Origin of the sequence: Pseudomonas argentinensis, assembly GCF_001839655.2 — a bacterium.
Taxonomy (GTDB): domain Bacteria; phylum Pseudomonadota; class Gammaproteobacteria; order Pseudomonadales; family Pseudomonadaceae; genus Aquipseudomonas; species Aquipseudomonas argentinensis_B.
The window spans coordinates 4181123-4202891 of record NZ_CP056087.1 but is presented as its reverse complement, the minus strand read 5'-3'; the positions used below and the strand labels follow the sequence as shown (position 1 = coordinate 4202891).

The following is a 21769-nucleotide window of genomic DNA, read 5'->3' as shown; positions in this document are numbered from 1 at the left end:
AAACGCGGACGGCTAGTCCATTCCCTGCGTCCTCCGCCTAGCGGATCGCCGCCCGGCCTGGCGAAATTTCTCGCGGCAACGCGGCTCGCGTTGAAACGGCAACAGCCCTAGGCTGCGCACTCAAGTTTTTCCGCCGGCCACCGATACCGGAAGGGTACGTTGCATTTACCCGGAGCCCGCTGTGCGTCAGCCTCTTTTCCTCATCATCGGCTTGATCGTCAGTGCTGGCGTGAGCCTGCCTGCCGCGGCGATCAGCTTCCAGACCCGCCTGGAAAAGGTCGAGTGGCAGGTGGCCGGTGACAAGTTCGAGTGCCGCCTGAGCCAGCCGATCACCGATTTCGGCGCTGGGGAATTCGTGCGTCGCGCCGGTGAACAGGCGACCTTCCGCCTGCAGGCGCGCGAGCGCTGGCTGGGCAGCGGCTCGGCCACCTTGCTGGCCGCCGCAGCGCCCTGGCAGCCGGGGCGTGGCGACATCAACCTCGGCGCCGTCAGTGTCGGCAGCGGCGAGGTGCCCTTCAACAGCAGCCAGGAGCAGGCCGGGCGCCTGCTCACCGGCCTGCTGGAAGGGCGTAGCCCATTGGTCCGCCACCGCACCTCGCTGGGCAGCGAAAGCCTGGAAGTGCGGCTGCTGCCGGTGCGTTTTCGCAAGGCCTACGATGACTACCTCAATTGCACCGCCAAGCTGCTACCGGTGAATTTCGACCAGGTGCGCCAGTCCAACATCGGCTTTCCCGGTGGTGGCACCGAGCTCGATGCCATGGCCAAGGCCAGGCTTGAGATCATCCTCGACTTCATGAAGGCCGACCCCAGGGTCAACCGCATCGAGCTCGACGGGCACTCCGACAACAGCGGCAATCGCCTGACCAACCGCGACCTGTCGCGCCGCCGTGCCCTGGCGGTGATGGAGTATCTCAAGGCCCAGGGCGTGCCCGAGGAGCGCATCGTCATGCGTTTCCACGGCGAGCGATATCCGTTGGTGCCCAACAACAGCGTGGCCAATCGTGACAAGAACCGTCGCGTGTCGGTGCGGCTCGACAAGGTGCCGGAAGCCCCCGTGCAACCGACCGAGCAGGCCACTCCGGCGGCGCCACCGGTGCCGGCCACGCCCGCTGCCACCTCCTGAGCCTGTCGCCTTGACGCCATCGCCTGTCGCACCCCTGTAAATCGCGGCCCATGGCAAGTAGAATCACGGGCTTTCGAACAACCCCGTGGAGTGGATGGCATGGCGGACGTCAAAAAGGTGGTTCTGGCCTATTCCGGTGGCCTGGACACCTCGGTGATCCTCAAGTGGCTGCAAGATACCTATAACTGTGAAGTGGTGACCTTCACCGCCGATCTCGGCCAGGGCGAAGAGGTCGAGCCGGCCCGTACCAAGGCCCAGGCCATGGGCGTCAAGGAAATCTACATCGACGACCTGCGCGAAGAATTCGTGCGTGATTTCGTGTTCCCGATGTTCCGTGCCAACACCGTCTACGAAGGCGAGTACCTGCTGGGTACCTCCATCGCCCGTCCGCTGATCGCCAAGCGCCTGATCGAGATCGCCAACGAGACCGGTGCCGACGCCATCTCCCACGGCGCCACCGGCAAGGGCAACGACCAGGTGCGTTTCGAGCTGGGCGCCTATGCACTCAAGCCAGGCGTGAAGGTCATCGCCCCGTGGCGCGAGTGGGACCTGTTGTCCCGTGAGAAGCTGATGGATTACGCCGAGAAGCATGCCATACCGATCGAGCGCCACGGCAAGAAGAAGTCGCCATACTCCATGGACGCCAACCTGCTGCACATCTCCTATGAGGGCGGCGTGCTGGAAGACACCTGGACCGAGCACGAAGAGGACATGTGGCGCTGGACCAAGTCCCCGGAAGCCGCGCCGGACACCCCGACCTACATCGAGCTGACCTACCGCAACGGTGACATCGTCGCCATCGACGGCAAGGAGCTGAGCCCGGCCACCGTGCTAGCCGAGCTGAACCGCATCGGCGGCGAGAACGGCATCGGCCGTCTGGACATCGTCGAGAACCGTTTCGTCGGCATGAAGTCCCGTGGCTGCTACGAAACCCCGGCGGCACCATCATGCTCAAGGCCCACCGCGCCATCGAGTCGATCACCCTGGACCGCGAAGTGGCTCACCTCAAGGACGAGCTGATGCCCAAGTACGCCAGCCTGATCTACAACGGTTTCTGGTGGAGCCCGGAGCGTCTGATGCTGCAGCAGATGATCGACGCCTCCCAGGCCAGCGTGAACGGCGTGGTACGCCTGAAACTGTACAAGGGCAACGTCATCGTCACTGGCCGCAAGTCCGACGACTCGCTGTTCGATGCCAACATCGCCACCTTCGAAGAAGACGGCGGCGCCTACAACCAGGCCGACGCGGCGGGCTTCATCAAGCTCAACGCCCTGCGCCTGCGTATCGCTGCCGGCAAGGATCGCAAGCTGCTGTAAGCGCTGGCCTCCAGCGCCCAGCGCGACCCCGCATTCGCCGGGGTTGCGCTGGGCGCTTCCGATTTCGTTTCATCACCCGCACCTCTTTCACCGCTCTGGCTGTATTGCCGGCAGGGGCGATGAACTGTGGGCGTGATGATTTGAGACGGGGAGGGCACCGGCCAGGCGTACGCCGGGCCGGGTGAGGGGAGGACTTCAGGCCTTGCGGGTCAGCGGTTGCTGGTCGAACTCGACGCCGGCCAGGCCGTTGCCGATCAGGGCGCGGATATTGCCGTGGTCACTGCCTTCGGGGGTGGCCAGCACGCTGCGGTAGTGCTCGCCGAAGCACAGCAGGGCTTCCTGGTCACTCAGGCCTTCGAGCAGGGCCAGGCCCAGGGTCTTGCACGAGCCTTCGTTCTGGCCGGCGGCGTTGCTCACTTCGCCGTTGCGAAAGGCGCTGGGCTGGTAATCGTAATGCTCGGCGATAAAGGCCAGGGTTTCGGCGAAGGCAAAGTGCTCGGCGCCCAGGCGGGCACGGAAGTCGTTCAGATGGCTCATGCGGATCCTTTCGGGTTCTTGGCGGAGAAGGCGGCCTGTTGCTCGGCGCTGGCTTCGGTCTGGTACCTGGCTTTCCACTCGGCGTAGGGCATGCCGTAGACCTCTTCACGGGCCTGATCCGGGGTGATGGCGATGTCCAGATCGTCGGCTGCGGCCTTGTACCACTTGGACAGGCAGTTGCGGCAGAAGCCGGCCAGGTTCATCAGGTCGATGTTCTGCACGTCCGGGCGTTCGCGCAGGTGCTGCACCAGGCGGCGATAGGCGGCAGCTTCCAGTTCGAGGCGTTGTTGGTCGTTCATGGCGATGCTCTCTCCGGGAGGGATGGCGGCGATGATAGAAGCCGGCAGGCTGCTCGGCAACCGGGCTGCCGGTGGCTCAACGGTGGCCGGCGAGGGTGATCGATACCGACTCGGCGAAGCGTAGGGCGTGGGGTTTGTCGACCTCCACCTCGGCGTAGCGCACGGCCTCGTGGGTCATCACCAGGTCGAGAATCTCCTGGGTCAGGCGCTCCAGCAGGGCGAAGCGATTGCCTTCCACGTGGGCGATGATGGCCTTGGTGATGGTGCGGTAGTTGAGGGCGTGCTCGATGTCGTTGTCACGCACCGCATCGACGGCCGGGTAGAGGATGGTCAGGTTGATCAACACATCCTGCTTGTTGTTGATCTCCTCTTCCTTGATGCCGATGAAGGTGCGCAGGCGCAGGTCCTTGACGCGGATTCGCGCCATGCCGGGTTCGAGTCTGGGCATGCTTACTTGCTCCGTGCGATCAGTTGCAGGAATTCGTGACGGGTATTGTAGGACGCGCGGAAGGCGCCGAGCATCACCGAGGTGCTCATCACCGAATTCTGCTTTTCCACCCCGCGCATCATCATGCACATGTGCTGGGCCTCGATGACCACGGCCACGCCGGCGGCCTGGGTGACCTCCTCGATGGCACTGGCGATCTGCCGGGTGAGGTTCTCCTGGATCTGCAGGCGGCGCGCGTACATGTCGACGATGCGCGCGATCTTCGACAGGCCCAGCACCTTGCCGGTGGGGATGTAGGCCACGTGCGCCTTACCGATGAAGGGCAGCAGGTGGTGCTCGCACAGCGAGTAGAGTTCGACGTCCTTGACGATCACCATTTCGTCGCTGTCGGAGCTGAACAGCGCACCGTTGACGACCTCCTCGAGGGTTTTCTCATAGCCGTTGCACAGGTACTGCATGGCCTTGGCAGCGCGCTTGGGAGTGTCGAGCAGGCCTTCGCGCTCGGGGTCTTCACCGAGGCCGAGGAGGATTTCACGGTAGTGGTTGGGCAGTAATGGGTTCATCGTCAGGGTCCTCGCGGCGCCTCACTTGAGGTGGCGGCCGCCGTTCACGGTCAGGGTGGTGCCAGTGATATAGGGGGTGTCCAGCAGGTAGCGCAGGCTCCGGTAGATCACCTGGGGGCCGGGTTCGAAGCCCAGGGCGGATTTGCTCAGGGCCTTGGCGCGGTATTCGGCGTCGTCGTCTTCGTTGAACATCAGCAGCGCCGGGGCGATGCCGTTGACCTTGATGGCTGGCGCCAAGCGTGCGGCGAACGACAGGGTCAGGCTGTCCAGGCCCGCCTTGCTGGCGCAGTAGGCCGGGCGGTTGCCGGAGCCCTTGCGCACCACGTCATCGCTGATATGGACGATATCCGCCTGCTCACTGCGCTGCAGCAGTTCGGCGCAGTGCAGGTTGATCAGGTAGGGCGCCAGCATGTGCACGGTGAACAGTTGCGCAAAGGCGGCCGCTTCCTCGCCAGGTGCTTCGGCGAACCAGGCCGAGGCGTTGTGCACGATCGCACGCAGGCTGTCGGTATGGCGTTTCAACTCCTCGATAAAGGCGAGGATACTGGCTTCGTCGCGGAAGTCGGCCTGCAGGGTCAGCGCACCGCGCTCGCGCAAGTGCTGCAGGGCAGGCTTTTCGCGGCGAAAGGTCAGGATCACGGGATGGCCGTCGTCGAGCAGGCGCTCGGCGCAATGCAGGCCGACTCGCTGGCTGGCGCCGGTGATCAGGATCGGGGCATTGCTGACGCTCATGGGAAGTCGACCGCAGGTAGGCGAAGAGGCGCCGCGATGAAAGCCGGCTAACCAGGTTGTACAACGTTATAGCAGCCGTACAACCTGTACAACCCTTCGAACGCTACGGGAAAGCGAGGCGCCATCACTCCTACCGGCGACGGCGCCGAGGGTTCAGCTACTGGTCGATGGGCTGGCTCGGCGCGGCAGCGCCGCGCTGCGGGTTCCCTGCAGCCAGGGGGCAAGCAGGCGGGTGACCAGGGGAATGAACAGATAGGTCATCAGCGGCGTCAGGGCCAGGGTGCTGAGCAACACGCGGGTGATCAGCGATACATCCACCAGCAGGTTGCCGAACAACAGGTTGAAACACAACGACACCGGGAAGAAGGCCAGCCAGATGGCGATGGTCTGTTTCCAGCGCGGCGGTTGCCGCAGGCCAGTGCCGAACCAGGCATCGAGGCCCAGTGCGCGGTGTTCATGGGGTTGGGCGAACAAGCCCTTGCCACGTTCCAGCCAGGCACGGCGCGAAGCGGAATGCTCCCAGGTGGCCATGGTGTGCTCGTCGGTGAAGCGAAAGATCATCTGGAATTCGTCGTCGCCAGGCGGTGGGGCGAGCACGCCGGAGCCCAGATAGCCGGGAAAGTCGGCGGCCAGCTGTTCGCCTTCGCGTAGCCAGGCGATGAAATCGTGATAGCGCTCGCTGGCGACGCGGCGCGCCACCATCAGGGTGACCGGTTCGGTAGACATCGTATATCTCCTGCTGAGCACATGGCCAGGGTAGGGCCAGGCGATAGGCGCGGTTCGGGGTGGTGAACCGCGTCGTGATTGCAGCAAGGATTATTCCTGTTTCCTGGCAATTAGCTAGTCTCGTTCGCCGCCACGTCCAGAAAAATGGCCAGCTGCCGCCATATACAAGCCACGCAGGCGGTTCGCCGTTCGTCGGCGAGTGCCGCTCAGGCTGCCCGACTCACAAAAATTCCCCTCAACTTTGCACCGTTTGTAGAAGTCTCCATTCCTAACAGAGCACTACAGCCGGGCTCTTAACATCTGTACAGGGCTTGTACAATTAAAATCAATGGCGGCCCGAGCTGGAGTAGACTTGTGAAATCCTGACCTCTGCAACGGTTTTTCCTATGTCCGATCTGGTTGGTTGCGCACCTTTCAACGTCAATGCTTTCAAGGAGGAGGACCTGTTCCCGATCCGCGAGGTGGCACGTTTGACAGGCGTGAACCCGGTGACGCTGCGCGCTTGGGAGCGGCGCTACGGCATCATCCAGCCGGTTCGTACCGACAGTGGCCATCGACTCTATTCGCCAGCGGACGTGGAAACGGTTCGCAGTGTGCTGGCGTGGATCGAGCGCGGCGTACCGGTCAGCAAGGTCGGCCGCATCCTGACGCGCAACGAAACCACCCAGGCCAGCGTCACGCCCACCTACCAATCGGCCACTTCGGGCGAGTGGGCGCAATGGCAGACCCGGCTGCTCGCGGCGGTGCAGGCGTTCGATGAGGCGGAGCTGGATCGCGTCTACGGCCAGGTATTCTCCAGTTATCCGCTGTCGGTGACCTTCCAGGACATCATCATGCCGCTCTGGCAGCGTTTGCTGCTGCGTTATGGGCGCCCAGGCTATGGCAGTGAGTGGCTGTTCTTCGACACCTATCTGCGTGGCCGGGTGTTGCAGCGGTTGCACAATCTGCGTGACCAGCCGGGGCAGCGCCTGCTGCTGGTCGCATTGCCGGGTCGCTGCCGTGAACTGGAGCTGTTGGTGACCGGACTGCTGCTCAACCCCACCGATGCCGCCGTGCACGTCCTTGGCATCGGTCAGGCGCTGGAACAATTGCCCCAGGTGTGCGCCAAGATGCAGCCGCTGGCAGTGGCGGTGTTTTCCAATCAGCCTCCGGCAGCCGATACCCAGCAGTCGCTGGAGCGCCTGTCGCTGAGCCTGGCGTGTCCGGTCGCGCTGGTAGGCGAGGGGGCGGATCTGCTGGAAGAGAGTTTTCGAGGTTCGCCGATCGCCTGTCTCGGCAGCGATGGCCGCCTGATACGCCGTCGCTTGCGGCAGTTCCTGGCCGGGCGCCTGGATACCTGATTCGCCTACAGGCTGTGCGCGTGCGGGTACAGCCTGCGGTGCTGCTGATAGAGATGCGCCTGGAGGCGTTCGCTGCTGTCTTCGTCCAGAGTCAGCTCGTAGGCAAGCAGGCCATCGTCGGTGATGCGCACCAGGCTGCCCTGCAGGATCACCGGTTCGACATCCTCGATATCCAGGCCGAGACTGAAGCGTTCGGGCGGTGAAGCCTTGGCCGTTTGTGCCACCAGCAGGCCGCTCAGCGACAGCTCGTGAACCGCCAGGCTGCTGGGCTGACCGTCACGGCGCAGCAACGGCTGTGGCGGGTCGAGTTGCAGGCGCCAGGCGCGGTGGAAGGAGCCTTCCTCGAAGATCTGCGGAATACCCAGTTCCAGGTGCGGGGTGTTCTGGGCATCGGTGACCAGGTGCGGCGTGAACGTCAGGCGCTGGTTGTCGATATGCGCTTCGATGGTCAGCTGCTCCTTGGCGGCGCAGCTGGCGAGCAGCTCGGCCGTCTGGCGCGCAGCATCGACCTGCAGAACCGGGTCAGGTTCGGCTACGGCGGGAGCGTTTTCCGTAAGCTGCTGGATGAATTCCATTTCGAGAGGGGTTAACAGCGACGAGTCTTGCATTACGACGTCTGCGTAAGGTGGAGGGACTCCCTTGTGACAACTCGTCGGGTGTTTCGTTACCGTTACCGCGATTTTTTCAATTCGGCCAGTTCGGCGCGTAAGGCTGTCAGCTCGGCTTCCAGGGCCTGTATCCGCTGCTGGGCTTCGACGTGCTCGCTGACGTTCTTCTGGACGCCGATGAAATAGGTCAGCTGGTCGGCTTCGTTGAAGAGCGGGGTGATCGACAGTTCGTTCCAGAAGGTGCTGCCGTCCTTGCGGTAGTTGCGAATCACTTCTCGACAGGGCTGGCGGCTATGGATGGCCTTGCGAATCAGCGCGGCGGCGGGCTGATCTCGGTCGTCGCCCTGCAGGAATCGACAGTCCTGGTAGAGAATTTCCTCGCTGCTGTAACCGGTAAGGGTTTCGAACGCCGGGTTGGCATAGATGAGGATATGGTCCTCGCCCTCCTGTTCCGCGACGACGATGCCGTCGTTCGAGGCCTCGACCACCCGTTGCAGCAAATTGGCATTGATCATCACAAGCGCCCCCCGTCGGTTTTCGACAGTCTACCAGAGGCGCGCAAATTGCCGCCTGGCTCTGGGCGGCAGCGGGTGACGCAATGCGGCATAATGGGAACAGTTCTAGTCGATGGAGTTTCCATGAAAGTCGCGATTCTCTCCGGTTCGGTCTACGGCACCGCTGAAGAAGTGGCCCGCCATGCCGAGTCGCTGCTCGAACAGGCTGGTATCGACGCCTGGCACAACCCCCGCGCCACCCTCGACGAGGTCAAGGCATTCGCGCCCGAAGCGTTCCTCGTGGTGACCTCGACCACCGGCATGGGCGAGCTGCCGGATAATCTGCAGCCGCTGTATCAGCATATCCGCGACCAGTTGCCGGCCTGGAGTGGCCGACCCGGTGGGGTGATCGCCCTGGGTGATTCCAGCTACGGCGATACCTACTGCGCGGGCGGTGAACAGGCGCGTGAGTTGTACGGCGAACTGGGCATTCGCGAAGTGCTGCCGATGCTGCGGATCGACGCCAGCGAAAGTGTCACGCCCGAGCAGGATGCGGAGGCCTGGATCGGCGAATTTATCGGGATGTTGCAGAAAAGCGACCGTTTATCCTGATTTACGAACGTTGTCCAACGGTGGCCAGTCGGGTGTAGGGAGCGTTCGCTGTCATTGACGAAAGCGGATGAGCTTGCACACCAACTGGATGAAAGGTGACGACAATGAACAAGATGAAGATTCCTGCCCTTGTACTCAGCGGCCTGCTGGCCGGTGCCGTTCTGCCTGCCGTCGCGGACTCCAGCGCACCGGCTCCAGGCACCACCACGCCGCAGCAGTCGACCACTCCGGGGGCTCCGCCTGCCGATAACGGCACCATGACGCCCGGCACGCCGACCCCAGGTACCGATGGCACCACCACCACCCCGGGCACCGGTACCGGTACGGGCAATGGCACCGGTGCCGGTTCCGATCCAATGCCAGGCGGCACGGGCACCAACGGTGGCGGCACTGGCGGTTCGGGCACCGGAACCGGCACCGGCGGGGGCATGGGTGGCGGCGCTGGCGGTAGCGGCGGCGCAGGTGGCGCTGGCGGCGGCGCCGGTGGTTCCGGCCAGTAAGCGTCGATAGGGGTGTGGGTGTTTCTGCCTCGACGGCTGGAGCACCCGCCCGCCTAGGGGCAGCAGAACCTAGCGATTGGCCTTGATCCCGTATTTGCGCAGCCGCGTGGCGATGGCGCTATGGGACGTCTGCAGACGCGCTGCCAACTGCCTCGTCGAAGGATGGCGCGCGTAGTAGGTTTCCAACAATTCCTTTTCGAAGGCCGACACGGCCGCTTCCAGGCTGGTCACTTCGCCCCCTGCCTGCTGCTGGGCCACTGCCGTTCCGGCGATGTCCAGATCACCGACCTGCACCAGATTGCTCTCGCAGATGGCGGCGGCCCGGAAAATCACGTTCTGCAACTGGCGCACGTTGCCCGGCCAGCGATTGCCGAGCAGGGCCGGGTAGGTGTCAGTCGTGAGGCGACACTGGGTACGCTGGATCTGCGCGCAGGCCTGCTGCATGAAGTGCCGAGCCAGCAGCACGATATCCTGGCCGCGTTCGCGCAACGGCGGCACCTGCAAATTCAGCACGTTGAGGCGGTAGAACAGATCCTCGCGAAACTCACCTTCGGCGACCATGCGCTCGAGGTCGCGGTGGGTAGCGCTGATGATGCGCACGTTGACGCGCTCCTCGCGATCGCCACCGACCCGGCGAAAGGTGCCGTCACTGAGAAAGCGCAGCAGCTTGGCCTGCAGGTAGGGGGACATCTCGCCGATCTCGTCGAGAAACACCGTGCCGTGATTGGCCAACTCCAGCAGCCCGGGCTTGCCACCGCGCTGGGCGCCGGTAAAGGCGCCGGGGGCATAACCGAACAGCTCGCTCTCGGCCAGGCTCTCCGGCAGGGCTGCGCAGTTGAGCGCCAGGAACGGCGCGGCATGGCGCGGGCTCAGGGCATGACAGGCGCGTGCCACCAGCTCCTTGCCGGTACCGGTTTCGCCATGGATCAGCAGCGGCGCATCGAGCGTCGCCACCCGCTGCGCCCGCGCTTTCAGCGTGCGAATCGGCGTCGAGTCGCCCAGCAGAGAGTCGAAGCCCTCAGCATGGTCATGGTGCAGCGCGGCCAGGCGCGCGCCGATGCGGCTGGGCTCGTAGAGGGTGAGCAGGGCGCCGGCCAGTTGGCCGGCTTCGGCGGTTTCGCTGATCGGCGCGGCGTCGAGCAACAGCGCCTGGCCATTGAGACTCACCTCGCGCAGCGGCAGGCGAAAGTGCTGATCGAGCAGCGCCTGCTGCAAATCGGCATCGGCGAACAACTCGCCCAGCGCCTCGCCCTCCGGCTCACGGCCACACAGGGCGATCAGCGCCGGGTTGGCCAGCAGCACCCGGCCGCCACCATCGACGGCCAGCACCGGATCGCTCATGGCAGCCAGCAACGCATCGAGCTGCAGGCGCCGACGTTGGCCGGGCAGGATATCGACCACCTTCACCGCCTGCACACCACGCACCTTGAACAGCGCATCGCGCAACTCCTCGAGCACCCCGGCGCTGAGGGTGGGCGCGTCGATATAGACGTTCGGCGGCACCATTTCCACGGCATCGAGGTTCAGGTTGCGGCCGCCCAGTAGGGCAAGCACTTCCTGGGTAATGCCGACGCGATCGATGAAGGTGACGTGAATGCGCATGGTGGCCAAGGTAACGGAGGAGGGTGGCGCAGTATGCCCGGTCTGCCCGGCAAGGTTAACCGGTGCCGATCGTTAACCTGAGCGTAACGATAAGACGCCGTGCTTGATTGATGGGTGATGTCCACGCTCCTACTGTGTCGCCACGACAGCGGAACTCGTGGAGTCTTCAATGACAACAATAATATCCCCACCGCCGCAGTGGTCGCGCCGTCGCGCGGAAAAAGCGCGGCGACTCGATCAGGTGCGTCACCTTGCCGACGGCGTGGTGCTGCCCGGCGACAGGATCGTGGCAGCCCTCGAAGCGCTGATCGCCCCAGGTGATCGTGTGGTGCTCGAAGGCAACAACCAGAAGCAGGCGGATTTTCTCTCCCGCTCCCTGGCCCAGGTCGACCCTGGCCGTTTGCATGACCTGCACATGATCATGCCCAGCGTCAGCCGCGCCGAGCATCTCGATCTGTTCGAGCGCGGCATCGCCCGCAAGCTCGACTTTTCCTTCGCCGGGCCACAAAGCCTGCGCATCGGCCAGTTGCTGGAAGACGGCCTGCTGGAAGTCGGCGCCATCCACACCTATATCGAACTCTACTCGCGCCTGCTGGTGGACCTGATCCCCAACGTCGCCCTGGTCGCCGGCTTCCAGGCCGACCGCCACGGCAATATCTATACCGGGCCGAGCACCGAGGACACCCCGGCGCTGGTCGAACCCACGGCGTTCAGCGACGGCATCGTGATCTTCCAGGTCAACGAGATCGTCGACGAGCTGCCGCGGGTGGACATTCCCGCCTCCTGGGTCGACTTCGTGGTGGTGGCCGACAAGCCCTTCTATATCGAGCCGCTGTTCACCCGCGACCCGCGCCATATCAAGCCGGTGCACGTGCTGATGGCGATGATGGCGATCCGCGGCATCTACGAAAAACACAAGGTGCAGTCGCTCAACCATGGCATCGGCTTCAACACCGCCGCCATCGAGCTGATCCTGCCCACATACGGCGAGTCCTTGGGCCTGAAGGGCAAGATCTGCCGCAACTGGACGCTCAACCCGCACCCGACGCTGATCCCGGCCATCGAAACCGGCTGGGTGGAAAGCGTGCACTGCTTCGGCACCGAATTGGGCATGGAGGGCTATATCGCCCAGCGCCCGGACGTGTTCTTCACCGGCCGCGACGGCTCGATGCGTTCGAACCGCATGATGTGCCAACTGGCCGGGCAGTACGCGGTGGACCTGTTTATCGGCGCCACCCTGCAGGTGGACGGTGATGGGCATTCCTCCACCGTGACCCGTGGTCGCCTGGCCGGTTTCGGCGGCGCGCCGAACATGGGCCACGACCCCCGCGGTCGCCGCCACAGCACGCCGGCCTGGCTGGATATGGCGACGCCTGGTGGCGAAGGCCCGGTGACCCTGCTCGAACGCGGCAAGAAGCTGGTGGTGCAGATGGTCGAGACCTTCCAGGAGGGCGGCAAGCCCACCTTCGTCGAGCGCCTGGATGCGGTGGACGTGGCGAAGAAGGCCGGCATGCCCCTGGCGCCGATCATGATCTACGGCGACGACGTCACCCACCTGCTCACCGAGGAAGGCATCGCCTACCTGTACAAGGCCCGCTCGCTGGAAGAACGCCAGGCGATGATCGCCGCGGTGGCCGGCGTCACCGCCATCGGCCTGCGCCATGACCCGAAAGACACCGCACGCCTGCGCCGCGACGGGCTGATCGCTTTGCCCGAAGACCTCGGCATTCGCCGCACCGACGCCAGCCGCGAACTGCTTGCGGCCAAGAGCATCGCCGAGCTGGTCGAGTGGTCGGGCGGCCTCTACAACCCGCCCGCCAAATTCAGGAGCTGGTGATGAATGCACTGACTGCAATTCAGCCCCAGCCATCGCTGTCCCTGGGCGATTGGTTGGCGGATCTGGCCGTCGACGCGCTGATCGACGAGGCCGACCTGTCGCCCAAGCCGGGGCTGGTCGACCAGCGTGGTAGCGGCGCCCACACCGACCTGCACCTGGGCCTGATGCACGCCTCGGCGCTGGCCCTGTGGCCCAGTTTCAAGGCCATGGCCGAGGCCGCCCGGCAACGTGGCGTGATCGACCTGCACCTGCGTGAAGCGGTGGGCCGCATCGGTCGTGAAGGCGAGGTGGAGATGCTGCGCGTCACTGGCGGGGTCAACACCCATCGCGGCGCGATCTGGGCGCTGGGGTTGCTCAGCAGCGCTGCCACGCTGGATGTGAACATGTTGGCGCCCGTCCAGATTGCCCAGCGTGCCGCACGCCTGGCCCTGCTCGAAGATCGCGCCGCGCCCGTCGCCGGCGACAGCCATGGCGCCCAGGTCTGCCGCCGGTATGGCGTGCATGGGGCTCGTGAGGAAGCGCAGCTGGGCTTTCCCTCGGTGATCCAGCAGGCGCTGCCGCAACTGGCGCGCAGCCGCGCCGCCGGGGCAGGGGAGCAGAACGCCCGCCTCGACGCGCTGCTGGCGATCATGACCCAGCTGGCCGACACCTGCGTGCTCTACCGCGCCGGCATGGCCGGGCTGACCCGCATGCACAGCGGCGCCCGCGCGGTGCTCGCTGCCGGCGGCTGCGCCAGCCTCGATGGGCGCCGCTGCCTGCGCGAGCTGGAGCGCGACATGCTGCACCTGCGTGCCTCGCCTGGCGGTGCTGCCGATCTGCTCGCCGCCACCCTATTCCTCGACCGCCTGCAGCATGGCCTGCCGGCGCCGCTTGGGAGTCTGTGAAATGGAAACCCTGTCTTTTCGATTCCCCGCCGGGCAACCGGCCAAGGGCCGTGCGCTGGTGGGCTGCGTCGGCTCCGGCGACCTGGAAGTGATGCTGGAACCCGGCCAGGCCGGCACCCTGGCGATCGAAGTGGTCACCTCGGTCAACGGCAGTTCGCCACGCTGGCAGCTCTTGTTCGAGCGCATGTTCGGCGAGCAGCAATTGCCGGCGCTGAACATCGCCATCCATGATTTCGGCGCCACTCCCGGCGTGGTGCGCCTGCGCCTGGAACAGGGCCTGGAGGAACTGAGCCATGGCTGAGCAGAACATCCAGCGCCTGTTGGCGCAGCGCAGTTTCACCGAACTCGGTGCCCGTAAGCGAGCTCGCGCACTGCTCGATGCCGGCAGCTTCCGTGAACTGCTCGACCCCTTCGCCCGGCTGATGTCGCCCTGGCTGCCCAAGCAAGGCATCGTGCCCCAGGCCGATGACGGCGTTGTGGTGGCCAAGGGGACGATCGATGGTCAGCCTGGGGTGGTGATCGCCATCGAAGGCGCCTTCCAGGGCGGCAGCCTTGGCGAAGTGGGCGGGGCGAAGATCGCCGGCGCTCTGGAATTGGCGGCTGAAGACAACAAGGGCGGCACGCCGACCCGCGCTGTGCTGCTGCTGGAAACCGGCGGCGTGCGCCTGCAGGAGGCCAACCTGGGCCTGGCAGCCATCGCCGAGATCCAGGCCGCAATCATCGAGTTGCGTGAGTTTCAGCCAGTGATCGGCCTGGTCGCCGGCCCGGTCGGCTGCTTCGGCGGCATGTCCATCGCAGCCGGGTTGTGCAGCTACCTGCTGGTCACCCGCGAGGCGCGCCTGGGCCTCAACGGCCCCCAGGTGATCGAGCAGGAAGCTGGGCTGAATGAATACGACTCCCGCGACCGCCCCTTTATCTGGAGCCTGACCGGCGGCGAGCAGCGCCACGCCAGTGGCCTGGTCGACGGTTACGTGAGTGATGATGTCGAGGCCATTCGCAGCGAGCTGCACGGGCTCTTCGCCCAGGGTAAACCCACGCTGGAGCGCAGCCGTCGCCACGCCTGGTTCCTCGAACGCCTGCGCGCCGTCGACACCTCGGTTCAAGCCGATGCCGCTGCCGTGCGCAGCGCCTACCAGGGAGCATGAACATGACGACTGCACAGGAACAACGCGGCCTGCACTGGTTCCAGGCCCTGGCCGGCGATGCCCAGCCGCAACAGGGTTTGCCTGCCTCGCTGCGGGTGGCCGATGGTGAGCTGGCTGGCCAGGCGGTGCGCTATCTGGCGGTGATTGCCGATGCCAACAACCCATTCCCCCAAGCCCGCAACGGCGAAGTCGGTCTGCTCGAAGGCTGGGGCCTGGCCCAGGCCGTGGATGAGGCCATCGAGGCGGATCGCGGCAAGGCGCACAAGCGCGCGCTGATCGCCATCGTCGATGTGCCGAGCCAGGCCTATGGCCGCCGCGAGGAGGCCTATGGCATCCACCAGGCACTGGCCGGCGCGGTGGACGCCTATGCCCGTGCCCGCCTGGCCGGCCATGGGGTGATCGGCCTGCTGGTGGGCAAGGCCATGTCCGGCGCCTTTCTCGCCCACGGCTACCAGGCCAACCGCCTGATCGCCCTGCGCGATGCCGGGGTGATGGTGCACGCCATGGGCAAGGCCGCCGCCGCGCGCATCACCCTGCGCAGCGTCGACGAGCTGGAGGCGCTGGCCGCCACGGTGCCGCCCATGGCCTATGACCTGGACAGCTACGCCTCGCTTGGCTTGCTCGCGGAGGTGCTCGATGTTGAGCAGGCCGCGCAGCCGACGGCGGCCGACCTATCACGTGTTAGGGATGCTCTGGGCCGCGCCCTGATCGATATTGCCGAGGCTCCGCGTGATCTGCGGGGGCGATTGGGCGCCGCAAATCGCGCGGCGTCCTTGCAGGTGCGTAAGGCCTTGCGCGCGCAGTGGTGAAACGTAGGGCGGGTTAACCCCGCCAACTCTGAACGTCGTGAAATGGCGGGTTGCACCCGCCCTACGGAGGACGCATCGATGCACCCGATACCCCGTCCACACGATCTGCTTTGGGGCTTGCACTCCGAGCACCTGCCGCCGGAGGCGCCGGCCTGGGCTCGCGCCCCCCTGGGCGGGAATGTGCCGGTGGTGGTGCGTCGAGCGCCAGCCGAAGCGGGATGGGTCGCGGTAGGTATTCGCGGCGCTGCGCGTGAGCAACGCTATGCCACCTGGATGCGCCTGAGCGGGATCAGCCGTTTGGTCACACCACAGGCGGTGGCGCGGGCCGGGCGCTGGCACAATCACGCGCAGCGCCATTGGCCGGCGTTGCGGGCGCTGAGCCAAATGGCACCGCGTCTCGACGCCCTGGGCCTGGCCTGGGGGGTGACCGGCAGCCTCGGCTTTGAGCTGGCCAGCGGCATCAGTGCCGCACACCCGGACAGCGATCTCGATCTGTCGCTGCGCGCACCGCATCACCTGTCACGCGACTGGGCGCGTACCCTGTGCCGCCTGCTGGACGAGGCGCCGGGGCGCATCGATCTGCAACTGGAAACTCCGAGCGGCGCCGTGGCGCTGGGTGAATGGGCCGGCGAGTCGCCCCGCGTGTTGCTGAAAACCCAGAACGGCCCGCTGCTGGTCAGCGATCCCTGGCAATCGCAGCAGGTGGCGGCGTGAGTACACTCTGGGCCTTTCCCGGCCAGGGTGCGCAGCAGCCCGGCATGCTGCATGCCTTGCCCGAGGCGCCGGTGGTGCAGGCCTGTATCGAGCAGGCCAGTGCCGCCCTGAACGAAGACGTGCGCCTGCTCGACTCGGCCGAGGCGCTGCAAAACACTCGCGCCGTGCAGCTCTGCCTGCTGATCGCTGGCGTCGCCGCCGCGCGCCTGCTGAGCGAGCGTGGTTATCGCCCGGACTATGTTGCCGGTTTGTCCATCGGCGCCTATGCCGCCGCGGTGGTGGCCGGTGCGCTGGAGTTTGCCGATGCGCTGCGCCTGGTCGCCTTGCGTGGCGAACTGATGCAGCGCGCCTATCCCGCTGGCTACGGCATGACCGCCATCCTCGGCCTCGACCAGGGCAGCGTCGAGCGGCTGCTGGCCGAAGCCGAAGGCCCCGTGTACCTGGCCAATATCAACGCGGAAACCCAGCTTGTCATTGCCGGCAGCGATGCCGCCATGGCCCGGGTGGCCGAGCGCGCCCGCGCACTGGGGGCCGGCTGCGCCAGGCGCCTGGCCATGAGCGTGCCGTCGCACTGCGAGTTGCTCGCTGCGCCGGCTCGCGAGCTGGCGGAGGCCTTCGCCAGGGTCGAACTGCAGGTGCCCCAGGTGCGCTACCTGAGCGGCAGTTCGGCGCGGCTGATCCGTGATCCTGAAGCCTTGCGCGATGACCTGGCTCATAACATGAGCCGCGTCGTCGACTGGCAGGCCACTCTCGTCACCGCCTATGAACGCGGCGTGCGCCTGCACCTGGAACTGCCGCCGGGCAGCGTGCTGACCGGCCTGGCCCGCCGCGTATTCGAACCGGGGCAGGCGATCGCCTTCACCGGAGCGCGCCTGGATACACTCGACGCCATGTTGCGTCAGGAGGTGAGTCGCGACCGCTGAGCCGTAGCGTTTACCGAAGCACAAGAACAACAACTTCGATCGTAAAACGAGGACAACAACAATGATCATCTACGGTGTCGCCTTTCTGGCGTTCTGCACCCTGGCAGGCATCTTTATCGGAGAGCTGCTGGGCAAACTCATCGGCGTACCCGCCAATGTCGGCGGTGTCGGCATCGCCATGATGCTGCTGATCTTCCTGGGCAGTTACCTGAACAAGCGTGGCCTGTTCACCGGCAAATCGGAGCAGGGCGTGGAGTTCTGGAGCGCCATCTACATCCCCATCGTGGTCGCCATGGCCGCCCAGCAGAATGTCTACGGCGCCCTTAGTGGCGGCCCGATGGCGATTCTCGCCGGCGCTGCCGCAGTGATCATCGGCTTTGCCCTGGTGCCGGCGCTGAGCCGTGTCGGGCAGAAAAAGTCCGACGCCGAAGCAGCTTCTCCCCTGACCAAAGCGCCGCGGTGACTGCCATGTACGAATCTCTGATGAAGGTCATTACCGGCTACAGCCTGCTCAGCGGCTTCGCCATCGTCGGTATCACCATGTGGGTGTCCTACTGGATGTCCGACAAACTCACCAACGGCCGGCTGCACGGTTCGGCCATCGCCATCCTGCTCGGGCTGCTGCTGTCCTATATCGGTGGTGTCTACACCGGCGGGCAGAAGGGCCTGGTGGACATTCCGCTGTTCGCCGGCATCGGTCTGCTCGGCGGCGCCATGCTGCGCGATTTCGCCATTGTCGCCACCGGCTTCGGCGTCAGTGTCGAGGAGCTCAAGCGTGCCGGTTTCGCCGGGGTGCTGGCGCTGTTCCTCGGAGTGTTCACTTCCTTTATCGCCGGCGTGGCGGTGGCCATGGCCTTCGGCTACACCGACGTGATCAGCCTGACTACCATCGGCACCGGCGCGGTGACCTATATTGTCGGCCCGGTCACGGGTGCGGCCATCGGCGCCAGCTCCGACGTGATGGCGCTGTCCATCGCCGCCGGCCTGATCAAGGCGATCCTGGTGATGGTGGCCACGCCCTTCGTGGCGCCCTATATAGGCCTGAACAACCCGCGTAGCGCGGTGATCTTCGGTGGCCTGATGGGCACCTCCAGCGGCGTGGCCGGCGGCTTGGCGGCGACCGATCCCAAGCTGGTGCCTTACGGCTGCCTGACCGCGGCCTTCTACACCGCCCTGGGCTGCCTGCTTGGGCCGTCGCTGCTGTACTTCCTGATGCGTGGTTTGATGGGTTGATGCTGTTTGCCCGCCGTCATGGCGGGCTTTTTTATGGTTCAGCTCGATGCCGCAACTGAAGCGTCAAGCGAGGGGGCCTCAGCTCTGGCGGCTATACATCCGGCACTCGGCGAGCAGGGCCAACAGGTTCGGGTCGCGCTCCCTGGCCTTGAGAAACACCACCCCAATATGCTGCTGCAGCTGGTACTTGGCTTGCAGTGGGATCAGCTTCATACGGTTCTCGTACACCGCTGCCACGCGCCCCGGCAGCAGGGCGTAACCCACCCCGGAGCTGACCATGCTCAGCAGGGTGAAGATGTCCTTGACCTGCATCGCCACCTTGGGCTCGAACCCCGCCTGCTGGAACACCCGCTCGCCGTCACGGAAAGTCGCGTAGCCCTGGGTGAGGGTGATGAAGGTGTCGTCGCGCAAATCGGCCAGATCCACTTCGCTGTAATCGGCGAAGGGCGAGTCGTTGGGCGCGGCGAGAAAGATGTCATCGGAGAACAGCGGCAACTGCTCGCAGTCGGGGTGCGGTTCGGCATCGTTCAGGGCAACCAGAATGGCATCCAACTCCATGTTCCTGAGCTTGTACATCAGGTCGACGTTGGAGCCGAGGATCAGGTCGATATTGAGTTCGCTGCGCCGCAGCTTCAGGCCCATGATCAGTTGGGGCACGGTCTTCACCGTCAGCGAGTAGAGCGAGCCGAGCTTGAAGCGCTCGGCGCCGAAGCCGGCGGCCTCCCGGGCCAGACGCACCATGTCCTGGGCGTCCTGGATCAGCTTCTGGGCTTTCTCCTCCAGCACGTAGGCGCTTTCCAGCGGGATCAGGTTGCGCCCCTGGTGCTTGAACAGCGGGCAACGTAGCGCGTTTTCCAGGGAATGGATGGCGCGGTGCACGCTGACGTTGCTGGTGTTGAGTTCGCTGGCCGCGCGGGCCAGGTTGCCGCTGCGCATGAAGGCCAGAAAGATTTCCAGCTTCTTGAGCGTCAGCTCTTCATCGATCTGCATGGGCCAGATCCAATCCTTGGTGAGACGGAAGTGGCCCGATTGTGCCGCAGACGATGGCCGCCGTGGCGAATCAGCCGCAGGTGATGCGCTCGATGACTTCGGCTTCGGTGATATCGATGTTCAGGCGCTGGGAATCGTAGTCCAGGGTTACCATGTCGCCGGGTGACAGCACGCGGGCGGTGCGTGCGCCGGACTGCTCGCGGGCCTGGTCGACGATTTCGGCGGTGGCCACCTGGCCGAGCAGGCTCTGCGCGGCTTCGGCAGTGCATTTGCCGTTGCTGCTGGCGGGTTTCGACGCCTGGGTGGGTGCTGTGTCGGTCGAACTGCAGCCGGCGAGCAGGGCGAGCAGAGCGGCGCCGCCAATCAGGTGTTTGAAAGCCATTGCATGATCCTTGTGTGTGAAGGGTTCGCGGTGAAGTGCATGAGTGTGCCGTGTATCGGACTCGGTTGTCGTGTCCATGTTCCGAATTTGGCCAATGGCGACATGAGCCTGTGCGCGCGGAGCAGGCGTTTGTAACCGTGCAGACGGCAGCCGATCGCGCATCGCCATGATCGCAGTCGTCAGGCGGCTAAGCGGGCAGAGCAACATTTCTTTACAATGGCCCGCTGTTTTCAGGATCGAGGCCTATCCGTGCAACCGGTCATTTCCATCCAGCAATTGAACAAGACCTACGCGTCCGGCCATCCGGCGCTCAAATCCATCGACCTGGACATCCGCCAGGGCGAGATCTTCGCGCTGCTCGGCCCCAACGGGGCGGGCAAGACCACGCTGATCAGCATCATCTGCGGCATCGTCAATCCGGGCAGCGGCTCGGTGACCGTAGCTGGCCACGACATCCTGCGCGACTACCGCGCGGCCCGCTCGAAGATCGGCCTGGTGCCCCAGGAGCTGTTCAACGAGGGCTTCGAGAGCGTGTGGGCGGCGGTGCGTTTCAGCCGCGGGCTGTTCGGCAAGGCACCGGACGATGCCTACCTGGAGCAGCTACTGCGCGACCTGTCGCTGTGGGAAAAGAAGGATGCGCGGATCTTCGAACTGTCCGGTGGCATGAAGCGCCGGGTGATGATCGCCAAGGCGCTGTCCCACCAACCCGAGATCCTGTTTCTCGACGAGCCGACCGCCGGCGTCGACGTCGAGCTGCGCCGCAACATGTGGGAAATGGTGCGCAAGCTGCGCGAGCGCGGAGTGACCATCATCCTTACCACTCACTACATCGAAGAAGCCGAGGAGATGGCCGACCGCATCGGGGTGATCCGCAAGGGCGAGATCATTCTGGTGCAGGACAAGGACACCCTCATGCGTCAGCTCGGCAAGAAGCAGCTGACCCTGCACCTTCAGCAGCCGATCAGCGAACTGCCGCCGGCCTTGCAGCGCGATGACCTGCAACTGCGTGACGACGGCTATGAGCTGGTCTACAGCTTCGATGGCCAGCAGGAGGACACCGGCATCGCCGAGCTGCTGCAGGCCCTGGCCCAGCACGGCATCGCCTTCAAGGACCTGCAGTCCAGCGAGAGCTCGCTGGAAGATATTTTCGTCAGTCTCGTGAAGGAGCGGCCATGAATTTCTACGCGATCCGCGCCATCTACCTGTTCGAACTGGCGCGCACCTGGCGCACCCTGTTGCAGAGCATCGCCACGCCAGTGATCACCACCTCGCTGTACTTCGTGGTGTTCGGCTCGGCCATCGGCTCGAGCATGACCCAGGTGCATGGCGTCAGCTACGGCGCTTTCATCATCCCCGGCCTGATCATGCTGGCGCTGCTGACCGAGAGCATTTCCAACGCCTCGTTCGGCATCTACATGCCCAAGTACTCGGGCACCATCTACGAGGTGCTGTCGGCGCCGATTTCCTACCTCGAAATCCTGATCGGCTATGTCGGTGCGGCGGCCACCAAGTCCATCGTGCTCGGTTTGATCATCCTAGCCACGGCGCGGCTGTTCGTCGATTTCGAGATTCTCCATCCTTTCTGGATGCTGGCCTTCCTGGTGCTCACGGCGCTGACCTTCAGCCTGTTCGGCTTCATCATCGGGGTGTGGGCCGATGGCTGGGAGAAGCTGCAGATCGTCCCGGCGCTGATCGTCACGCCGCTGACCTTTCTCGGCGGCAGCTTCTACTCGATCAGCATGCTGCCACCGGTGTGGCAGACGGTGACCCTGTTCAACCCGGTGGTGTACCTGATCAGCGCGTTTCGCTGGAGCTTCTACGGCGTGTCGGACGTCAACGTGATGGTCAGCCTGGGCATGATCCTGGGCTTCTTGCTCGCCTGCATCCTGACTGTCGGGTGGATCTTTAAAACCGGCTACCGCCTCAAAAGCTGAAAAGCTGCTGCGCGTCGG

26 protein-coding genes and 1 pseudogene are annotated in these 21769 nt (G+C 64.9%); 16 read left to right on the top strand and 11 right to left on the bottom strand.

Annotated elements, in window-relative coordinates; all coding sequences use genetic code 11:
* Positions 1-181 precede the first annotated feature (181 nt).
* Positions 182-1123, top strand: coding sequence for a flagellar protein MotY (locus tag SA190iCDA_RS18970; RefSeq protein WP_070885585.1), 942 nt, complete (start codon positions 182-184; stop codon positions 1121-1123).
* 99 nt (positions 1124-1222) lie between these two features.
* Positions 1223-2439, top strand: a pseudogene (locus SA190iCDA_RS18965) (argininosuccinate synthase).
* A gap of 195 nt (positions 2440-2634) precedes the next feature.
* Here the strand turns inward: SA190iCDA_RS18965 and SA190iCDA_RS18960 are convergent.
* From SA190iCDA_RS18960 to SA190iCDA_RS18935, 6 genes are all read right to left on the bottom strand, one after another.
* Positions 2635-2976 carry a HopJ type III effector protein gene (locus tag SA190iCDA_RS18960; RefSeq protein WP_070885583.1) on the bottom strand — a complete coding sequence of 114 codons (342 nt, stop codon included), beginning with the start codon at positions 2974-2976 and terminating at the stop codon, positions 2635-2637.
* Positions 2973-3275: a DUF1244 domain-containing protein gene (locus SA190iCDA_RS18955; RefSeq protein WP_070885582.1), complete on the bottom strand. Its 303-nt coding sequence runs from the start codon at positions 3273-3275 to the stop codon at positions 2973-2975. Before SA190iCDA_RS18955 ends, SA190iCDA_RS18960 begins: the two co-directional genes overlap by 4 nt.
* Before the next feature lie 76 nt (positions 3276-3351).
* On the bottom strand, positions 3352-3723 hold the full coding sequence (gene folX / locus SA190iCDA_RS18950) for a dihydroneopterin triphosphate 2'-epimerase (protein WP_070885581.1): 372 nt from the start codon (positions 3721-3723) through the stop codon (positions 3352-3354).
* Positions 3724-3725: 2 nt separating this feature from the next.
* The gene (gene folE, locus SA190iCDA_RS18945) at positions 3726-4286 is read right to left on the bottom strand and encodes a GTP cyclohydrolase I FolE (RefSeq protein ID WP_070885580.1); all 561 of its coding nucleotides are present in this window, start codon (positions 4284-4286) and stop codon (positions 3726-3728) included.
* 21 nt (positions 4287-4307) lie between these two features.
* Positions 4308-5018, bottom strand: coding sequence for a dihydromonapterin reductase (folM, locus tag SA190iCDA_RS18940; RefSeq protein WP_070885579.1), 711 nt, complete (start codon positions 5016-5018; stop codon positions 4308-4310).
* 153 nt (positions 5019-5171) lie between these two features.
* A complete protein-coding gene (locus SA190iCDA_RS18935) occupies positions 5172-5744 on the bottom strand; it encodes an antibiotic biosynthesis monooxygenase (RefSeq protein WP_070885578.1) in 573 nt (190 codons plus the stop codon).
* Between the two features lie 386 nt (positions 5745-6130).
* Here SA190iCDA_RS18935 and SA190iCDA_RS18930 point away from each other — a divergent pair, with 386 nt between their 5' ends.
* A complete protein-coding gene (locus SA190iCDA_RS18930) occupies positions 6131-7084 on the top strand; it encodes a MerR family transcriptional regulator (protein ID WP_070885577.1) in 954 nt (317 codons plus the stop codon).
* A gap of 5 nt (positions 7085-7089) precedes the next feature.
* Here SA190iCDA_RS18930 and SA190iCDA_RS18925 read toward each other — a convergent pair whose 3' ends face one another.
* Both SA190iCDA_RS18925 and SA190iCDA_RS18920 read right to left on the bottom strand, forming a co-directional pair.
* The gene (locus SA190iCDA_RS18925; protein ID WP_070885576.1) at positions 7090-7692 is read right to left on the bottom strand and encodes a hypothetical protein; all 603 of its coding nucleotides are present in this window, start codon (positions 7690-7692) and stop codon (positions 7090-7092) included.
* Positions 7693-7754: 62 nt separating this feature from the next.
* Complete coding sequence (locus SA190iCDA_RS18920) at positions 7755-8207, bottom strand: PAS domain-containing protein (RefSeq protein ID WP_070885575.1); 453 nt, start codon at positions 8205-8207, stop codon at positions 7755-7757.
* A gap of 123 nt (positions 8208-8330) precedes the next feature.
* On the opposite strand from SA190iCDA_RS18920, the gene SA190iCDA_RS18915 reads away from it, so the two are divergent.
* Positions 8331-8798, top strand: a complete 468-nt coding sequence (locus tag SA190iCDA_RS18915) for a flavodoxin (protein WP_070885574.1) — start codon at positions 8331-8333, stop codon at positions 8796-8798.
* 104 nt (positions 8799-8902) lie between these two features.
* Complete coding sequence (locus SA190iCDA_RS18910) at positions 8903-9298, top strand: hypothetical protein (RefSeq protein ID WP_070885573.1); 396 nt, start codon at positions 8903-8905, stop codon at positions 9296-9298.
* A 69-nt stretch (positions 9299-9367) separates the two neighbouring features.
* On the opposite strand, the gene SA190iCDA_RS18905 is transcribed toward SA190iCDA_RS18910, so the two are convergent.
* Complete coding sequence (locus tag SA190iCDA_RS18905) at positions 9368-10900, bottom strand: sigma-54-dependent transcriptional regulator (RefSeq protein ID WP_070885572.1); 1533 nt, start codon at positions 10898-10900, stop codon at positions 9368-9370.
* Positions 10901-11069: 169 nt separating this feature from the next.
* Here SA190iCDA_RS18905 and mdcA point away from each other — a divergent pair, with 169 nt between their 5' ends.
* The 9 genes from mdcA (at position 11070) to madM (ending at position 18445) form a co-directional block, all read left to right on the top strand.
* On the top strand, positions 11070-12737 hold the full coding sequence (mdcA, locus tag SA190iCDA_RS18900) for a malonate decarboxylase subunit alpha (RefSeq protein WP_070885571.1): 1668 nt from the start codon (positions 11070-11072) through the stop codon (positions 12735-12737).
* The gene (locus SA190iCDA_RS18895; RefSeq protein WP_070885570.1) at positions 12737-13621 is read left to right on the top strand and encodes a triphosphoribosyl-dephospho-CoA synthase; all 885 of its coding nucleotides are present in this window, start codon (positions 12737-12739) and stop codon (positions 13619-13621) included. The genes mdcA and SA190iCDA_RS18895 overlap by 1 nt, the downstream gene beginning before the upstream one ends.
* 1 nt (position 13622) lies before the next feature.
* Complete coding sequence (locus SA190iCDA_RS18890; RefSeq protein ID WP_070885569.1) at positions 13623-13922, top strand: malonate decarboxylase subunit delta; 300 nt, start codon at positions 13623-13625, stop codon at positions 13920-13922.
* A complete protein-coding gene (locus SA190iCDA_RS18885) occupies positions 13915-14766 on the top strand; it encodes a biotin-independent malonate decarboxylase subunit beta (protein WP_070885568.1) in 852 nt (283 codons plus the stop codon). The genes SA190iCDA_RS18890 and SA190iCDA_RS18885 overlap by 8 nt, the downstream gene beginning before the upstream one ends.
* A gap of 2 nt (positions 14767-14768) precedes the next feature.
* A complete protein-coding gene (gene mdcE / locus SA190iCDA_RS18880; protein WP_070885567.1) occupies positions 14769-15575 on the top strand; it encodes a biotin-independent malonate decarboxylase subunit gamma in 807 nt (268 codons plus the stop codon).
* A 78-nt stretch (positions 15576-15653) separates the two neighbouring features.
* A complete protein-coding gene (locus SA190iCDA_RS18875) occupies positions 15654-16289 on the top strand; it encodes a malonate decarboxylase holo-ACP synthase (protein WP_070885566.1) in 636 nt (211 codons plus the stop codon).
* On the top strand, positions 16286-17212 hold the full coding sequence (gene mdcH, locus SA190iCDA_RS18870; protein WP_070885565.1) for a malonate decarboxylase subunit epsilon: 927 nt from the start codon (positions 16286-16288) through the stop codon (positions 17210-17212). The genes SA190iCDA_RS18875 and mdcH overlap by 4 nt, the downstream gene beginning before the upstream one ends.
* Positions 17213-17273: 61 nt before the next feature.
* Complete coding sequence (madL, locus tag SA190iCDA_RS18865; RefSeq protein WP_070885564.1) at positions 17274-17675, top strand: malonate transporter subunit MadL; 402 nt, start codon at positions 17274-17276, stop codon at positions 17673-17675.
* 5 nt (positions 17676-17680) lie between these two features.
* Positions 17681-18445, top strand: coding sequence for a malonate transporter subunit MadM (gene madM, locus SA190iCDA_RS18860; RefSeq protein WP_070885563.1), 765 nt, complete (start codon positions 17681-17683; stop codon positions 18443-18445).
* Positions 18446-18523: 78 nt separating this feature from the next.
* On the opposite strand, the gene SA190iCDA_RS18855 is transcribed toward madM, so the two are convergent.
* Both SA190iCDA_RS18855 and SA190iCDA_RS18850 read right to left on the bottom strand, forming a co-directional pair.
* Positions 18524-19435, bottom strand: a complete 912-nt coding sequence (locus SA190iCDA_RS18855) for a LysR substrate-binding domain-containing protein (protein ID WP_070885562.1) — start codon at positions 19433-19435, stop codon at positions 18524-18526.
* Positions 19436-19505: 70 nt separating this feature from the next.
* On the bottom strand, positions 19506-19817 hold the full coding sequence (locus SA190iCDA_RS18850; RefSeq protein ID WP_070885561.1) for an I78 family peptidase inhibitor: 312 nt from the start codon (positions 19815-19817) through the stop codon (positions 19506-19508).
* A gap of 249 nt (positions 19818-20066) precedes the next feature.
* On the opposite strand from SA190iCDA_RS18850, the gene SA190iCDA_RS18845 reads away from it, so the two are divergent.
* On the top strand, positions 20067-20993 hold the full coding sequence (locus SA190iCDA_RS18845; RefSeq protein ID WP_070885560.1) for an ABC transporter ATP-binding protein: 927 nt from the start codon (positions 20067-20069) through the stop codon (positions 20991-20993).
* Positions 20990-21751, top strand: a complete 762-nt coding sequence (locus SA190iCDA_RS18840) for an ABC transporter permease (protein ID WP_070885559.1) — start codon at positions 20990-20992, stop codon at positions 21749-21751. Before SA190iCDA_RS18845 ends, SA190iCDA_RS18840 begins: the two co-directional genes overlap by 4 nt.
* Positions 21752-21769 lie beyond the last annotated feature (18 nt).

Coding starts and splice junctions, on each gene's coding strand:
- SA190iCDA_RS18960 (WP_070885583.1), bottom strand. CDS start 2,976: ATGAGCCATCTGAACGACTTCCGTGCCCGCCTGGGCGCCGAGCACTTT.
- SA190iCDA_RS18955 (WP_070885582.1), bottom strand. CDS start 3,275: ATGAACGACCAACAACGCCTCGAACTGGAAGCTGCCGCCTATCGCCGC.
- folX (WP_070885581.1), bottom strand. CDS start 3,723: ATGCCCAGACTCGAACCCGGCATGGCGCGAATCCGCGTCAAGGACCTG.
- folE (WP_070885580.1), bottom strand. CDS start 4,286: ATGAACCCATTACTGCCCAACCACTACCGTGAAATCCTCCTCGGCCTC.
- folM (WP_070885579.1), bottom strand. CDS start 5,018: ATGAGCGTCAGCAATGCCCCGATCCTGATCACCGGCGCCAGCCAGCGA.
- SA190iCDA_RS18935 (WP_070885578.1), bottom strand. CDS start 5,744: ATGTCTACCGAACCGGTCACCCTGATGGTGGCGCGCCGCGTCGCCAGC.
- SA190iCDA_RS18930 (WP_070885577.1), top strand. CDS start 6,131: ATGTCCGATCTGGTTGGTTGCGCACCTTTCAACGTCAATGCTTTCAAG.
- SA190iCDA_RS18925 (WP_070885576.1), bottom strand. CDS start 7,692: ATGCAAGACTCGTCGCTGTTAACCCCTCTCGAAATGGAATTCATCCAG.
- SA190iCDA_RS18920 (WP_070885575.1), bottom strand. CDS start 8,207: ATGATCAATGCCAATTTGCTGCAACGGGTGGTCGAGGCCTCGAACGAC.
- SA190iCDA_RS18915 (WP_070885574.1), top strand. CDS start 8,331: ATGAAAGTCGCGATTCTCTCCGGTTCGGTCTACGGCACCGCTGAAGAA.
- SA190iCDA_RS18910 (WP_070885573.1), top strand. CDS start 8,903: ATGAACAAGATGAAGATTCCTGCCCTTGTACTCAGCGGCCTGCTGGCC.
- SA190iCDA_RS18905 (WP_070885572.1), bottom strand. CDS start 10,900: ATGCGCATTCACGTCACCTTCATCGATCGCGTCGGCATTACCCAGGAA.
- mdcA (WP_070885571.1), top strand. CDS start 11,070: ATGACAACAATAATATCCCCACCGCCGCAGTGGTCGCGCCGTCGCGCG.
- SA190iCDA_RS18895 (WP_070885570.1), top strand. CDS start 12,737: ATGAATGCACTGACTGCAATTCAGCCCCAGCCATCGCTGTCCCTGGGC.
- SA190iCDA_RS18890 (WP_070885569.1), top strand. CDS start 13,623: ATGGAAACCCTGTCTTTTCGATTCCCCGCCGGGCAACCGGCCAAGGGC.
- SA190iCDA_RS18885 (WP_070885568.1), top strand. CDS start 13,915: ATGGCTGAGCAGAACATCCAGCGCCTGTTGGCGCAGCGCAGTTTCACC.
- mdcE (WP_070885567.1), top strand. CDS start 14,769: ATGACGACTGCACAGGAACAACGCGGCCTGCACTGGTTCCAGGCCCTG.
- SA190iCDA_RS18875 (WP_070885566.1), top strand. CDS start 15,654: ATGCACCCGATACCCCGTCCACACGATCTGCTTTGGGGCTTGCACTCC.
- madL (WP_070885564.1), top strand. CDS start 17,274: ATGATCATCTACGGTGTCGCCTTTCTGGCGTTCTGCACCCTGGCAGGC.
- madM (WP_070885563.1), top strand. CDS start 17,681: ATGTACGAATCTCTGATGAAGGTCATTACCGGCTACAGCCTGCTCAGC.
- SA190iCDA_RS18855 (WP_070885562.1), bottom strand. CDS start 19,435: ATGCAGATCGATGAAGAGCTGACGCTCAAGAAGCTGGAAATCTTTCTG.
- SA190iCDA_RS18850 (WP_070885561.1), bottom strand. CDS start 19,817: ATGGCTTTCAAACACCTGATTGGCGGCGCCGCTCTGCTCGCCCTGCTC.
- SA190iCDA_RS18840 (WP_070885559.1), top strand. CDS start 20,990: ATGAATTTCTACGCGATCCGCGCCATCTACCTGTTCGAACTGGCGCGC.